General features: G+C 72.6%; 12 protein-coding genes. 10 read left to right on the top strand and 2 right to left on the bottom strand.

Annotated features, from left to right (window positions below; all coding sequences use genetic code 11):
* The first annotated feature begins 269 nt into the window (after positions 1-269).
* Positions 270-2,771, top strand: coding sequence for an RICIN domain-containing protein (locus ACIP8Z_RS01480; RefSeq protein ID WP_402077298.1), 2,502 nt, complete (start codon positions 270-272; stop codon positions 2,769-2,771).
* 203 nt (positions 2,772-2,974) lie between these two features.
* Entirely contained in the window at positions 2,975-3,409 is a 435-nt protein-coding gene (locus ACIP8Z_RS01475; protein WP_402077295.1) for a hypothetical protein, read from the top strand.
* Between the two features lie 17 nt (positions 3,410-3,426).
* Here the strand turns inward: ACIP8Z_RS01475 and glsA are convergent, their stop codons facing one another.
* Both glsA and ACIP8Z_RS01465 read right to left on the bottom strand, forming a co-directional pair.
* Complete coding sequence (gene glsA, locus ACIP8Z_RS01470; RefSeq protein WP_402077292.1) at positions 3,427-4,758, bottom strand: glutaminase A; 1,332 nt, start codon at positions 4,756-4,758, stop codon at positions 3,427-3,429.
* A 570-nt stretch (positions 4,759-5,328) separates the two neighbouring features.
* Positions 5,329-5,877 (bottom strand): GNAT family N-acetyltransferase, encoded by a 549-nt coding sequence (locus ACIP8Z_RS01465; RefSeq protein ID WP_402077290.1) that lies wholly within the window; start codon positions 5,875-5,877, stop codon positions 5,329-5,331.
* A gap of 292 nt (positions 5,878-6,169) precedes the next feature.
* On the opposite strand from ACIP8Z_RS01465, the gene ACIP8Z_RS01460 reads away from it, so the two are divergent.
* The 8 genes from ACIP8Z_RS01460 (at position 6,170) to ACIP8Z_RS01425 (ending at position 14,911) form a co-directional block, all read left to right on the top strand.
* A complete protein-coding gene (locus tag ACIP8Z_RS01460) occupies positions 6,170-8,599 on the top strand; it encodes a nitrate- and nitrite sensing domain-containing protein (protein ID WP_402077287.1) in 2,430 nt (809 codons plus the stop codon).
* Positions 8,596-9,033: a roadblock/LC7 domain-containing protein gene (locus ACIP8Z_RS01455; protein WP_402077284.1), complete on the top strand. Its 438-nt coding sequence runs from the start codon at positions 8,596-8,598 to the stop codon at positions 9,031-9,033. Before ACIP8Z_RS01460 ends, ACIP8Z_RS01455 begins: the two co-directional genes overlap by 4 nt.
* A gap of 149 nt (positions 9,034-9,182) precedes the next feature.
* A complete protein-coding gene (locus ACIP8Z_RS01450; RefSeq protein WP_402078855.1) occupies positions 9,183-9,542 on the top strand; it encodes a DUF742 domain-containing protein in 360 nt (119 codons plus the stop codon).
* Between the two features lie 5 nt (positions 9,543-9,547).
* Positions 9,548-10,114, top strand: coding sequence for a GTP-binding protein (locus ACIP8Z_RS01445; RefSeq protein WP_402077281.1), 567 nt, complete (start codon positions 9,548-9,550; stop codon positions 10,112-10,114).
* A gap of 92 nt (positions 10,115-10,206) precedes the next feature.
* Positions 10,207-11,340 (top strand): FAD-dependent monooxygenase, encoded by a 1,134-nt coding sequence (locus tag ACIP8Z_RS01440; RefSeq protein WP_402077278.1) that lies wholly within the window; start codon positions 10,207-10,209, stop codon positions 11,338-11,340.
* A gap of 252 nt (positions 11,341-11,592) precedes the next feature.
* Positions 11,593-12,105, top strand: coding sequence for a hypothetical protein (locus ACIP8Z_RS01435; protein WP_402077276.1), 513 nt, complete (start codon positions 11,593-11,595; stop codon positions 12,103-12,105).
* Entirely contained in the window at positions 12,105-13,511 is a 1,407-nt protein-coding gene (locus ACIP8Z_RS01430) for a hypothetical protein (RefSeq protein ID WP_402077273.1), read from the top strand. Before ACIP8Z_RS01435 ends, ACIP8Z_RS01430 begins: the two co-directional genes overlap by 1 nt.
* On the top strand, positions 13,508-14,911 hold the full coding sequence (locus ACIP8Z_RS01425; protein ID WP_402077270.1) for a VWA domain-containing protein: 1,404 nt from the start codon (positions 13,508-13,510) through the stop codon (positions 14,909-14,911). The genes ACIP8Z_RS01430 and ACIP8Z_RS01425 overlap by 4 nt, the downstream gene beginning before the upstream one ends.
* Positions 14,912-14,933: the final 22 nt, after the last annotated feature.

Below are 14,933 nucleotides of genomic sequence, written 5' to 3'. Positions count from 1 at the left end.
GGGCCGGTCGGCGGACCCGCTCCACCGGTACGTGCGGGGCGGACCCGCTCGGGGCAGAGAGCGGCGCGCAGGGATGCGCGGTGCCGCGGGGGATGCTCGGCGACGCGCGAGGCGACGACTCGGCGTCCCGACGGAAAGTCCAAGCGCCTCGGCGATTCGTCCCTATGAGCCGTGACGCAGGTGCGAGGAGTCTGAGTGCCGCTCGGCCGCATGCCGTGCACCCCGAGCCCTCACCCTCGCCCTCGCGGCTCCTCCGATCAGGGAGAACCATGCGCACTCCTCGTAGCAGACTGGCCGCGGCGCTCGTCGCCGCCGCGCTGGTCGTCACCGGCGGCAGCACGCTGGCGACGCCCATGGCGTCGGCGGCGGCCACGGCGGCCGCCGCACCCAGCGCCGCCACCTACACCGTCACCGTCGGTGCCAAGGGCTCGTGGACCCACCCCGACGACACCCCCGCCGGCACGTACATCGACAAGGACGGCACCTTCTACTTCCAGCAGGCGCACGCGCTGTACGGCGCGAGCGACCCCCGCAAGTGGACCTTCTACACCGGAACGGACTTCGACACCGCCACCCGGTCCGGCGCCCTCAGCGACGCGGTGAACCCGGCCAACTCCAGCGACCGCAACAACGACACCACCTGGCGCTGCAACAACAGCCCGACGGGCGTGGAGTCCACCCAGGCGCCGTCCACCGGTTCGTACGCGCACCGCAACTACTGCGACCTCGCCGGTGTCTGGGTCGACCCGGACACCGGCGACTGGTACGGACTCGTGCACAACGAGTTCACCCCGCAGCCCTTCGGCGACGGCGTCCACTACGACGGCATCGACTACGCCGTCTCCAAGGACCAGGGACGTACGTGGACCATCAAGGACCACGTCATCACCTCGCACTACAGCACCGAGCGCGGCGACACCGCAGCCTTCCCGCAGCAGACCTACCACTACGGCACCGGTGACCAGCGCCTGTTCGTCGACACGGCGTCCGGCTACTTCTACGCCTTCTACGGCTCCCGGATCGTGAACAAGGGCGGTGGCTGGGCCGCGTTCTACGGGCACGTCGCCCGGGCTCCGATCGCGTCGAAGATGGCGCCCGGCTCCTGGCAGAAGTGGTACGACGGCGCCTGGTCCGAGCCCGGCGTCGGAGGCCGCGAGAGCACCATGGTCCCGGTCGGCGCCGGCAGCACGACCGGCTACACCCCGCCGTCGAAGGAGTACGACCCGGCCAGCAGCGGCACCGTGAGCCAGCAGGTGGCCGCCGGACTGACGCCCCCGACGTCGCCGTTGTTCGTCATGGACATCACGTACAACGCCCATCTCGGCCTGTACATCGGCCAGCCCCAGGCGGTCGACCAGAGCGGCAACGCCTCCCAGGAGATCTATGCCACCGACAACCTGGCCACCCAGAAGTGGTTCCGCCTCGGGGACACCGGCAGCTACAAGAACGCGTCCTGGTACCGCTGGTTCCTCGACAGCGGCAACAAGACCAGCTCCGGGATCGTCGGCAAGAACTTCCGCTCGTACTGCTCCTTCGGCTGTTCCAGCGGCGCCGGCAGCGAGTACGTCAACCTGACGATCGGCACCACCGAGCCCGCTGCCCCCGTCGACACGACCAAGGCGTACCGCGTCTCCAGCGCCGGCGGCCGCGTCCTGGCCCAGGTCTCCGGCGGTTCGGCCACCACCTCGCTCGCCGCCGCCACCGGTTCCGGCCTCGAGTCGTGGATCTTCACCCCGAACGGGGACGGCTCGTACCGCATCGCCAACTCCGCCTCCGGACAGCTCCTCGGCGTCGGCACCACCTCCACCGCCACGCGGGCCTGGGGCACCAAGCCCACCGTCACGGCCGCCCCGACCGGCGGCCCCACCGTCGGACAGCAGTGGTTCGTCCTCCGGGGCACCTCGCCCACCGACGGCACCGCCACCGGCACGTACAAGATCGTCAACCGCTACAGCGGCCTCGTCATCGGCCTCTCCGCCGACTCCGGCCGCTTCGCCGAGACCACGCCCACCCGCAGCTGGAGCAACACCACGGGCAACGCGGTCGGCGGCACCCGGACGGCGGGAGAGCAGGCCCTCACACTGACCCCGACCACGCAGGTCCCCGAGACGGTCACGGTCACCCATCCCGGCAACCGCGCCACCACCCTGAACAAGCCCGTGTCCCTCCAGATCGAAGCCGCCGACTCCGCCGGCAAGCCCTTGACCTTCACCGCCACCGGCCTTCCCGCCGGTCTCGGCATCAGCGCCGGAGGACTGATCACCGGCACCCCCACCACGGCGGGCACGTCGACGGTCACCGTCACCGCGTCCTCCGGCAGCGCCACCGGCACGACCACGTTCACCTGGACCGTGACGGCCTCCCTCGACGGCGTCCACACCCTCACCGCCGCGGGCAAGGCACTCGACAACCCCGACCACAGCACCACCGCCGGCACCCGGCTCATCACCTGGGCGCCGACCGGCGGCCTCAACCAGAAGTGGAGCCTCACCCAGCAGACCGACGGGACCTACGAGCTCAAGAACAGCGAGTCCGGGCTGTGCGCCGACGTCGAGGGCGGCTCGACCGGCGCGGGGGCGCGCGTCATCCAGTGGACCTGCACCAAGGGTGCCAACCAGCGCTGGAACGTCGTCCGCCAGTCCGCCGGCACCTATACCGTCGCCTCAGCGGCGAGCGGGCTGCTCCTGACCACCGCCTCCGCCGCCGACGGAGCCCCCGTCACCCAGCAGCCCGACACCGGTACGTCGCTCCAGCGGTGGACCGTCAACTGACGGTGCCGCCACCGAGGCGGTGACCGACCTGCCGGGCCCTGGCGCAGCAGCCAGGGCCCGGCAGACGTTCCGTCGCCGGTCCGGCGTACGAGGTGCGCGGGCGTCGGCCCACCACCGAGAGCGTCCGCGCGTCCGCACGCCCCGTTCACCCGTACGGAGTAGTTGAACGATCGCTCCCGGAGCGACGGCCGGACGATGACCCCATGAGCCAGAACACCGCACCCCGCCCGCCCGGCCCCGACGCGAGCACCAGAGGCGCCGCAGGCGGAACCCTGTTCGCCGGTGTCCTCATGGCGGTCATCGGTATCCTCGACATCCTCCAGGGCATCGCCGCCATCGCCAAGGACGACGTCTACGCCGCCGTCGGCGACTACGTCTTCGAGTTCAACCTGACCAGCTGGGGCTGGACCCACGTCGTCCTCGGCATCCTCGTCGGCCTCGCCGGCACCGGAATCCTCATGGGCTCCGAGTGGGGACGGATGGGCGGCATCACGCTGGCCGGCCTGAACACCGTCGCCCAGTTCCTGTTCCTGCCGTATCACACGTGGTGGGCGCTCTTCTCGATGGCCATCTCGATCGTCGTGATCTGGGCCCTGGCCACGGACGACACCTCCTTCAAGAAGCACGGGGCGGCCTGATCGGCCCGAGGCCCTGCTCACGAAGGCGGCCGCGACCACGCGGCCGCGGCGGATCGTGAGGCGAGCAGGACCCCTTGGGTACTGAAGGGCACTGCGGCCTCGCCCACGAGGCCCACGAGGTGGCCCCCGGCCGTGACGCGTTCCAGGACCGCGCGGATCAGGGTCTCCGCGGCCGCGTCGACGGCCGTGACGTGCACGAGGTCGATGACGGCGCGTCCGTGGCCGGCCTCGGGCAGGCGCTCCGCCAGGGCGTAGGCCAGCCGTTCGGCGGCGGTGAAGTCGAGTTCACCCTGCGCCGAGACCCAGGCGGGCCGATCGCCGGCCGCCGTGTCGCCTCCGGCCCGTGACCACGCGGCCCCGCCGGGTCCTTCGCCCGGGCCGGGCTCGATGATCGTCGGCGTGCCGGGCGGAGGGTTGTGCATCAGATGGAGCCCGAGCTCCTGCGACATCACGGTCAGCGCAGCGACCGCGCGGACGGGGTTTCCGGCGGCGTCCAAGAGGGGGCTGTAGCAGCCCATCCCGGATCGCCCCGGACTGACGGCCACCAGGCCCCCGGAGACGCCGCTCTTCGCCGGCAGCCCCACGCGGAGCAGCCAGTCGCCCGAACCGTCGTACATCCCGCATGTCGCCATGACGGCCAGGACCTGCACGGTCACCGGCTCCGGGACGACCCTCGCGCCGGTGACGGGATTGACCCCGCCGTTCGCGAGCGTCGCGGCCATCACCGCCAGGTCGACGGCATGGACCCGGATCGCGCACTGCCGGAAGTAGACGTCGAGCGCTCCTGACGGGTCACCCGTGAGGGATCCTGCCGCGCGCATCAGGTGCGCGAGGGCGATGTTCCGGTCGCCCGTGGCTGCTTCGGCGCGGTAGACCTCCTCATCGACGTCCAGGGCCCGCCCGGCGAAGCCGCTCAGCGTCTCCAGGATGCGCGAGAAGCGCTGCTCCACGCCCGCGGCCGGCACCAGGGCGGTGGTCGCGATGGCCCCTGCGTTGATCATGGGGTTCGCCGGTCGGCCCGTCTCCGGATCCAGACTGATCGCGTTGAACGGCTCGCCACTCGGTTCGGCCCCCACGCGGCGGAAGACCTCGGCCGCGCCGAGTTCGCTCAGCGCGAGCGCGAGGACGAACGGTTTGGACACCGACTGGATCGTGAAGAGTTTGTCCGCCTCGCCCGCCTGGTAGCGGTGCCCGGACGCACTCGCCAGCGCGATGCCGAAGTCCGCCGGATCCGCCCGCGCCAGAGGCGGAATGTACGTGGCGAGGTGCCCGCTGTTCAGTTCCCGGAACTCACGGCACAGATTCGCCAGCACGGCGTTCACCGCGTCGACCACGACACCCTTCACCATGCGGCCATCCTCGTCCAGATCTCGGTGACGTCCCACCGGAGGACGGCGTCGGGTACGCAGGACGTGGCTGCGAGGAGGGCCGCGGTTCACCCACCGCGAGCCGCGGCGATCGCCTCGCCGAGTGCCTCGCGCGTCCGGGTCGACAGGCGGATGTCGCGGCCGGACGCACACCGAAGGGCCCGTTCGGCGTCGGCGGCACCCTGGCCCTCGTCCGCCTGCGGCGCATCCTGAACCCCGAGCGGACGCGGCGGAGCCACTGTGGCGCCGTGCGGCCGAGGCAGGTCACCCGGCGGCGCGGCTCAACCTCGTAGAGGCCCCGGCGCGCACCGGCCGCATGGCGGAGGCGGAACGCCGGCTGCGCTCCGTCGACACCGGCGCCGCCGCGTCCGCGACCTCGGCCTCCGCTCCCCAGGGCACGGGTTCGCCGGAAGCGCCGGCCGCCGAAGAGCAGCCGATCGGACCCGACCTCGCGGCCGTGGCCGACTGGCTCAGCGGCCCCGCCCGCGCGGGCGACGCCGACGCCCGCGCCGCGCTCGACCTCCTGGACGGCGCACCAGGCACCCGCTGGAATCAGCGAGCGCCGCGCGCGTCCGTGCGGGAGATCCGGTACAGCACACACGGGCGCAGCGGCCCCTCGGGCACGCTCGGGTCCTCGAAGTCGTCCGCCGGGTCCCGGGTCATGCCGATCCGGCGCATCACGGCTTGGGAGCGAAGGTTCCTCACCGTCGTCGTCGCGATCACCTCCGGCAGCCGGAGCGTCTCGAAACCGAAGGCCAGGCAGGCCAGGGCCGCCTCGGTGGCGTAACCGTGTCCCCACGCCGAACGGGTCAGCCGCCATCCGACGTCCACCCCCGCGAACGGCATGTCCGGACCCACCACGTCCAGGCCGGCGCGGCCGATGAACTCACCGGTCTCGCGCGCTTCGAGCGCCCACCACCCGAAGCCTCGTTCCTGGAAGTCGGTTCGCATGGCGGACAGCACGGCGTCGCTCTCCTCCCGCGTGAGCGGTTCACCCAGGTGCTCCCGGACTTCGGGGTCGGCGTTCATCGCGGCCCATGGTTCGCGGTCGGATTCCCTCCACGAGCGGAGCACGAGACGTTCGGTACGCAGCTCTGGCATGCCGACCAGCCAACCTGATCGACATCGGGGTGTCGAGGGGTTTCGTCGCGCCCTTGTGGATCACCGCGCTCCGGTCGCCGATCGGTGTGCGTGGAGTTGTGATCACTTGTGTAGACCCGGCGACCATGTGTGATCACTGCGTGATTAAGATGCGCGCGTTGGACTGCACCAAACCAACCAAAGCATCCAGAGCACCAAGCGTCCGAGCATCCGAGTAGTCGTCAGACTGCTTCTCTCCAAGGAGCATGCCCTGCGCACGCGCCCGTCACGGCGGACCCGTACGACATCGTCCATGTCGCTGGGAACAGCCCTGCTCATCCTCGCGTTCGTCCCCGGCGTCGCCCTGGTCGCCCTCTGGGGCGTCACCAGTGGCCAGACGTTCCTCGACTTCCAGCGCCAGGCGGGCCAGGGGCTGTTGGCCGAGAAGGCGGGACAGCCGTCCAACCTCGTGTACTTCAACCTCCAGGAGGAGCGACGGCTCAGCGCCGAGGTCCTCGCCGGCCGCGCCGGCGCCCCCGACGCGCTGGCCGGTCAGCGGGTGAAGACCGACAAGGCGGTCGAGCGGTTCCGGGAGCTGTCGGACGTGACCGAGGACGAAGCCCCCGACGAGGTCCTGAACGCCGTCGCCGGTGCCCGCGACGCGATCGGCCGGCTGCCCGTACAGCGTTCCCTCGTGGACGGAGGCGACGACGACCAGCAGCAGGCCGTGTACGACTACTACACCGACCTGATCGCCGTCGACCTCGAACTCTTCGCCGCGCTCAGCCGCGTCGACAACGGCCGGATCACCACACTCTCGCAGCCCCTCGTCGACCTCTTCTGGATCAAGGAGATGACCTCCCGCGCGGACGCCCTCCTCGCCCGCGGCCGGCACGACGGCGAGCTGAGCCCCGCGGAGGTCAGGGCGTTCCGGGAAGCCTCCTCCGCCCAGACCTTCCTCGCCACCACCCACGTCGTACCGCTCCTGCCGGCCGAGGAGCGGGCCATGTGGACCGCGATCGTCGAGAGCCCGGCCTGGAAGACCAAGACCGAGATCGAGACCGAGGTGCTGCGCCCGGCCCCACCGGCCCCCGGCGGCGCGGTCATCCTGCCCACCGGAGGCGCCGCCGGGGAGGAGCGCTGGCGCGACGCGATGGACACGCTCACGCCCCGGCTGGAGGCGCTCCTCCAGCACCGGACCGCGCTCGTCGTCGAAGAGGGCAAGGCCAGCGTCCTCTCCCTCCTCACCCGCATGGCGCTCACCACGGTCATCGGCCTCCTCGCCGTCATCGCCGTCATCTGGACCACCTGGCGCCTCACCCGCACCCTGCGCCTTCGCATCGGCCGGCTCCAGGAGCAGGCCGAAGCCCTGGAGAAGGCCCTGCCCGAGGTCGTCGAACGGCTCGGCAAGGGCGAACGCATCGACGTCGAGACCGAGGCGCGAGCCATCCGGCAGGACGAGGGCGACCGGGCGTCCGACGAACTCACCCGGCTCGGCGAGGCCCTCAACCTCGCCCGCACCAGCGCGCTCCAGGCCGCCGTCCGCCAGGCCGACCAGCACCGCGGCTTCGAACGGCTCCTCCAGCGCATCGCCCGCCGGACGCAGCAACTGATCGGCCAGCAGCTCAAGAAGCTGGACGAGCTGGAGCGCCGGCACGAGGACCCCGAGATCCTCGACGGACTCTTCGACCTCGACCACCTCACCGCCCGCCTGCGCCGGTACGAGGAGAACCTGGTGATCCTCGCCGGCGGCGCCCCGCACCGGCGCTGGCGCAAGCCCGTCCCGCTGCTCGACGTCATGCGCTCCGCCCAGGGCGAGGTCCAGGACTACCGGCGCGTCGTGATCGACCTCGACGACAGCCCCTGGATCGCGGCCCGCGCCGTCGGCCCGGTCGCCCACGTCCTCGCCGAACTGACCGAGAACGCCCTCGTCTTCTCCCGCCCGCCCAGCCCCGTCGAGATCCGCGCTTCCCAGGTGGGCCACGGCCTGGCCATCGAGATCGAGGACCGCGGCCTGGGCATGGAGGCGGAGCAACTCGCCGAGGTCAACGACCTGATGATCCACCCGCCCCGGATGGACCTCCTCGCCCACGCCGAGGACATCCGGCTCGGACTGCACGTCGTCGCGCAGCTCGCCCAGCAGTACGGGCTGCGGATCGAGTTCCGGACCTCGGCGTACGGAGGCACCCGCGTCGTCGTCCTCGTCCCTCAGGACCTCGTGGTCGAGGGACTCGACACGGAGCCGCAGTCGAAGGCCGGCCCCGCGCCGGCCGTCGCCCCCGTCCCTGTCCCCGTATCCGCGTCATCCGCGTCGTCTGCGCCCGACGCCGTGTCCGCGGCCGCGACCCTTCCCGCCGCGGGATCCGCCCCGGCGCCCGTCAGCCCCCGGCCGCTGCCCGCCCCGCGTGCGGCGGCGGGGGACGGCGCCCTGCCCACGCGCGTACGGGGGAGGGCACTGGCCGATACGGCGGCCTCCCCGGCGCAGGACACGGAATCGCCCCTGCCCCGCCGGGTCCGCCAGGCCAGCCTCGTGGAGGAGCTCCGCGTCGCACCGGCCCCGGCGCCCGCACCCGCTGCGGGCCCGGCCCCCGGCCCCACCACCTCCGCGCCCGCCCAGCGCCGCGCGGGCGCGACCATCGGCGCGTTCCAGCGCCGGTCACGCGCTGCCCGTACGACCGCGGAAGGGCCGGCGGCCCCCGAGCCCACCGCACCCACCCACCCCACGGGAGAAGACCGGTCATGACCCGCACAACCGCCACCCACAAGGACCTGGACTGGCTGCTCGACGGCCTGGTGGACTCCGTGGCCGAGACCCGTCACGCCGTCCTGCTCTCCGACGACGGCCTCGTCGTCAGCCACTCGCGGAGCATCGAGCGGGCGGACGCGGAGCGGCTCGCCGCGATCAGCACCGGCCAGCAGAGTCTGGCCCGCGGCGTCGGCCGGCTCTTCGACGGCGGCGACGTGCACCAGGTCATCGTGGAACTGTCCGGCCTCTGGCTCTTCGTCATCTCGGCCGGCCAGGGCACCCATCTGGCCGTCGTCGCCTCGCAGGAGGTGGACGCCGAAGTCATGTCGCTCGCCATGCACAACCTCGTCCAGCAGGTCGGCCAGAAGCTGGGCACCCCCGCGCGAGCCCCGTTCGAAGCCGACGGCACCGGGGTCGGGCAGGGCACGTGAGCACGGGCGGGGAGAACGGGGACGGTCACGAGGGCATGGGCGAGGGAGTCCGCGAGGACGACGGGAGGCGCGACCGTGAGACACACGGCGCGTACGACTCCGAGCACGATCCCGAGTTCGACGGGGGTGGCGAGGACGGCTCGGGAACGATGGTGCGCCCGTACACCATCACCCGCGGCCGCACCGCCCCCGACCGCGACGACCTCACCCTCATCACCGTCCTCACCACGGTGGAGCAGCCCCCCGACGAACAAGGCCGGTCACCCCGCCCGGCCCTCCGCCTCCAGCCGGAACACCGGCTGATCCTCGAACTCTGCCGTCGGCCCGCCGCCGTCGCCGAGGTCGCCGCGGGTCTCGACCTCCCCGTGTCGGTGACCAAGATCCTGCTGGCCGACCTCGTCGGCCACGGCCTGCTGACCGCCCGGGCGCCACTCCTCGTGGCGCGGGCGGCGGGAGGCGCCGACGGCAGCCTGCTGGCCGCCGTCCGTGACGGACTCCGGAGACTCTGAACCCCATGAGCAGCACTCAGGCGGCCCCCGCCGCAGTCAAGATCCTCATCGCCGGCGGTTTCGGCGTCGGCAAGACGACCATGGTCGGCGCGGTCAGCGAGGTCACCCCGCTGCGCACCGAGGAGTACCTCACCAAGGCGAGCGTCGGCGTGGACGACCTGGCCGGCGTCGGAGCCAAGGAGACGACCACGGTCGCCCTGGACTTCGGGCGCATCACGGTCAGCGACGACATCGTCGTGTACCTCTTCGGAACGCCCGGCCAGGAACGCTTCTGGTTCATGTGGAACGACCTCGTCAACGGCGCGCTCGGCGGAGTGGTCATCGCCGACACCCGCCGGCTCGACACGAGCTTCGCGTCGATCGACTTCTTCGAGAGCCGCGGGATCCCGTTCGTGGTCGCCATCAACTGCTTCGACGGGCACAACACCCGTACGGCGGAGGAGATCAGGGCCGCGCTCGACCTCGACCCGCAGGTCCCCCTGCTCATCGGCGACGTCCGGCTGCGCGGCTTCGACAAGGACGTGCTGCTCTCGCTCGTCGATCACCTGATGGGGCTGCCGGCACCGGCCTGACCGACCCGCCTCCCGCTCCCGCACCTCCCGTGCGCCCCGAGTTCCCCCGTCACCTTCCCTCGCCTCCCCGACACGTTCTGGAGACATCCGACATGGCATCATCCCTGCGCGTCCTCATCCACGGCGGAGGCATCGGCGGTCTCACGCTCGCCGCCGACCTCGCCCGGCGCGGCCACACCGTGGAGGTCGCGGAGATCCGCGACGAACTGGACGCCCTCGGCGTGGGCATCATCCAGCCGACGAACGCCCTGCACGTCATGCGGGAGATCGGAGTCCTCGACGCGTGCCTGGAAGCCGGGTTCGAGTGGGAGGTCCTCACGATCGCCGACCCCGCGGGGAACGCCCTCGCCCGCATCCCGCAGCCGCGCATGGGCGAGGTGCCGGCCGCCAACGGCATACCCCGGCCCGCGCTCGCCAAGGTCCTCGGTGACGCCGCCGTCGCCGCCGGCGCGAAAGTCCGGTTCGGCGTGACGATCACCGAACTCGACGACGACGGTGCCGGCGTCGATGTGACGCTCTCCGACGGCTCCACCGGCCGCTGGGACCTGGTGGCCGGCTTCGACGGGATCGGTTCCCCGCTCCGTACCCGGCTCTACGGCGACCGGTACGCGCCCGCGTACACCGGCTTCGCCAACTGGCGGGTCACCCTGCCCCGCCCCGCCGACGTCCAGGGTGTGGTGATGGCCACGGCGGGCAAGGAGGCGAAGGCGCTGCTCACCCCGATCACGGACGAACTGATGTACCTGGGTGCCGTGTTCGCCGAGGCCGAGGACTTCCGCCCCGACCCGGAGCACGCGCACGAGGAGCTCGCGAAGCGCCTCGCCCTGTTCTCCGGCCCCGTCGCCGAGGCGCTGGCCGCCGTCACCGACCCCTCGGCCGTGGTCTACTCCCGTATCTCCCAGGTGACCGTCGAGGAGCCCTGGCACGTGGGCCGGGTGGTCCTGGCCGGTGACGCGGCCCACGCCTCCACCCCGCACCTCGCACAGGGCGCGGCCATGGCCGTCGAGGACGCCCTCGTCCTGGCCGAGTCCCTGGACACGGCGACCACGGTGCCGGCGGCCCTGGAGGCCTGGGAGGCCCGGCGCAGGCCCCGGGCCATGTGGGTGCAGGCCATGTCGCGCGCGGTCCTCAAGCAGGAGATGGGCGCGGAGACGACCGCCGAGGAGGACGCCCTCCTCGCGGTCGGCATCCCGGGCGCCGCCCACGTCCTGGCGAAGCCCTACTAGGACACCTGCGACCTCCGCGGGCGGCGCGCCCGCTCGGCGGAACACCCGACGGCCGGTCGGCTCCGGCCTCTCCACGTCACGGAGGGGCCGGAGACGACCGGCCGTCCCGCTGTGCGCGGAAGGGGTTCGGGGACGCCGGCCAGGGGTCCTCAGGACACGGTCCAAGGGCGTTGTCAGTGGCCGGGGTTAAGTTCGTTCCTGTTCCGCCGCGACGGCGAGAACATCCCCTTTGACGTGCATGGGAGAGGTACGTTGCCGGTCTGGGAGCTGTCGAGCGCGGCGCGGGTGGTACCGCCCGCGCGACCGCGGAAACTCGCCAAGGTGCCGTTCGTCGAACTGGCCGACGGACGGCTGCAGGGAGTCGTGTCCAGCGGGTCCGACGCAGGACGCGTGTACGTGTCCTCGATCGCGACCGGGACGTACGCCTTCGCCTGCAGCACGAACAACAACCGCCCCTGCGGCGGCGCTCGGGGCGGCTTCTGCAACCACATCCGGGCCCTCGTCGGCGAGGCCGTCCTGCAGTACGGCGCCGAGCGCGTCGCCCGCTACCTGAAGGCCGACACGGGCGACACGCCGGGCACCGAGCCCGACGCGCACAAACTCGTCGCCTCGATGACCGCCACGCGGCCCTCGCAGGGCGACACCTCGGCGGCGGCACCGGTGTTCAGCCGCTTCCTGCGGCACCTCGCCTATCTGGAACTGGAGCCGACCACCGCACCGCTGCCCGAGATGCAGTGGTTCCCGCCGACGAGGACGGTCGCCTGATGCGTACGGACCTGTTCACCGACCCCGTCGACGGGCTCGACGAGGCACTGTCCGCCGTCGACGCCTTCGACCGGGCACTCGTCCCCGGACTGCTCCGCCCGCAGCCCGACCAGGCCGCGGGACTGGCGGCACTCGCCACCGCCGTCGCCGGAACGCCGCTGGCAGCGCCGGTCGCCGAGGCGGCCGACAAGGCCGCCGCCGGTGCCGCCGGTGAGGACCACCTCGTGGCGCTCGCCGCCGCCCGCACCGCCCTCATGGGCTCCGTCCACGACGCCCTGACCGAACGCGTCGCGGACATCACCGGCCGGCCGCGCGCCGGACGGGACGCACCGGGCGCCGCACCGGACGCCGCACCGGACGAGCCCGGCGCCAACGTGCTCGCCGCCGCACGCGCCTGGCTGTGCGACCTCGCACGCGCGGGCTGGCAGGGCATCGACCACGATCTGGTCGCCGGCGCCGCGCCCGTCGTCTCCGCGATGCTGCCGGACATGCGGCTGCGCCGCCAGGCCACCCTCCTCGACGGCTTCGCCGCCGAACTCGCGGCCTCCTGCCCCGGGGCCACCCTGGACCGCGTCCCGGTCCGCCGCTGGGCCGACCTGTGGACACGCGCCCTGCTCCTGACCCTGCCGGGCGCCGCCCGGACCCCGGCCCCGTCCACCGCCACCGGCCGGCTGCTGCCGCTCGGCGTGGACGTACAGGAGCACGCGACGGCCGTACAGGCCCAGGTCCACGCGGTGTTCGAACCCGCCGACGGCACGGAGCCGCGGCTGGTCCGGGCGGCCGTGTCCGCGCCCAAGCCGGACACGGTCGTGGGCGCGGGCCTGTGGCAGCTGCTCCGGCCGCGGATGTCGCTGCTCGCCGCCGCGGGGGAGTGCCGCGCCATGGAGCTCGACGGCATGCCGGTCACGGACGAGGGCGACCTCGTCTGGGACGACGAGCGGGCGCGTACGGGAGAGCCCGTCGACCCGTTCGGCACGGCCCGGGTCGTCCTCTCCACCGCCACCGACCCGGTGACCGCGCCCCTGGACCGCCACCCCGCGCGGATCGCCGTCCCCGTCCTCCTGGAGGGGTACGCGGTGGAGGACGAGGGCGACGGCCGGCTGACGTTCGCGCTCGCCGGACACCGGCTGGCCGTCGACACCGACCGCGTCCCGACCGCCGGTCCGCTCACCCCGGAGGCGGTCGCCGCGTCCGGCGCGTGCCTGGGGCTGCTCCGGTGGGACGCGGGGGAGTTCGTCCTCCAGCCGCTGGCCGTCGAGACGACCGTCCGGAAGAAGGCCGTCGCCGTCCACGCGGGCGCGTGGGCCGGGGGCACCGCCGACAAGGTGGGTGCCAGGGCGGAGAAGGCGGCCACGGACTCCGTCGCCGTCCTGCGCGAACGAGCCGGGAAGCTGCTGCGCGCATGACCGACGCCGACACCTTCTCCACCGACGTTCCGCCGGCCGGCCCCCGGCCCACGGACCTCCCGCCGGCCGGCCCCGACCCCGACGACAACCGTCGGCAGGTCCTCTACTGGCGGCTCCTCGCCCGGCTCTTCGACCCAGAGGAGCAGGCCGCCCTGGAAGCGGCGAGCCTCGCCGTCGTCGAGGACATCGGCCTGCCGTCCACGCTGCTCGACCCGGGCGCGTCCGTCGACTCCGTCGTCCAGCGCCATCCGGAACTGGCCGACGAGTTCGACGGCTTGATGACCCCCGAGCCCGATCCGGACGGCGCCCGCGACCGGGCGGCCGAGGTGCGGCGCGCCGCACTCGCGTCGAAGCTGCTGCTCAACGTCTTCTCCACCGGGTCGGGGACGGTCTCGGCCGGACAGCTGGCCCGCTGGCAGTCGGACGCCGGCTGGCTGGAGCGATCGCTAGGCTGCCCGCCCGGCGGGCTGCGCGGCGGCCGGGGCGCCGGGGCCGTCTTCGACGGCGGCGGCGCGGGGCTCGAACTCGGCGCCGTCGAGGCCGACCTCGTCCGCCGGATGCACCTGCGCGAAGTGCTGGCCGATCCCGCACTCGCCGCCCGGCTCACCCCCAGCATGTCCTTGATCGAGCAGCTCCTGCGCGACAAGGGAAACCTGTCCGGCGTCGCGCTCGCCAACGCCAAGTCCCTCATCCGGCGTTACGTCGACGAGGTCGCCCAGGTGCTCCGCACCCAGGTGGAGAAGGCCACCGTCGGGGAGCTGGACCGCTCGGTCCCGCCCAAGCGGGTCTTCCGCAACCTCGACCTCGACCGCACCATCTGGAAGAACCTCACCAACTGGAGCCCGGAGGAGGAGCGGCTCTACGTCGACCGCCTCCACTACCGGCACACCGTGCGCCGGACCACACCGCAGCGGCTCATCGTCGTCGTGGACCAGTCCGGCTCCATGGTCGACTCGATGGTCAACTGCACCATCCTCGCCTCGATCTTCGCCGGACTGCCGAAGGTGGACGTCCACCTCATCGCGTACGACACCCGCGCGATCGACCTCACCCCCTGGGTGCACGACCCCTTCGACGTGCTCCTGCGCACCAACCTCGGCGGCGGCAACGACGGACCCGTCGCGATGGCCATGGCCCGACCCAAGATCGCCGAGCCGAAGAACACCGTCATGGTGTGGATCTCCGACTTCTACGAGTTCGGCCGCTCACAGCCCCTGTTCGAGGGCATCGAGGCGGTCCACCGGTCCGGCGTGCGGTTCATCCCCGTCGGCTCGGTGACCAGCTCGGGACGGCAGGAGGTCAACCCCTGGTTCCGGGAGCGGTTCAAGGCGCTCGGCACCCCGGTGGTCTCCGGCCACATCAACAAGCTCGTGCACGAACTCAAGACCTTCCTCACCTGAGCCCGCCCCAGAAAGGCCCCTC

The organism is Streptomyces sp. NPDC088553 (genome assembly GCF_044752965.1).
Taxonomy (GTDB): domain Bacteria; phylum Actinomycetota; class Actinomycetes; order Streptomycetales; family Streptomycetaceae; genus Streptomyces.
Note: the sequence above shows the minus strand (reverse complement) of the source record. Positions and strands in the feature narration are given on the sequence as shown.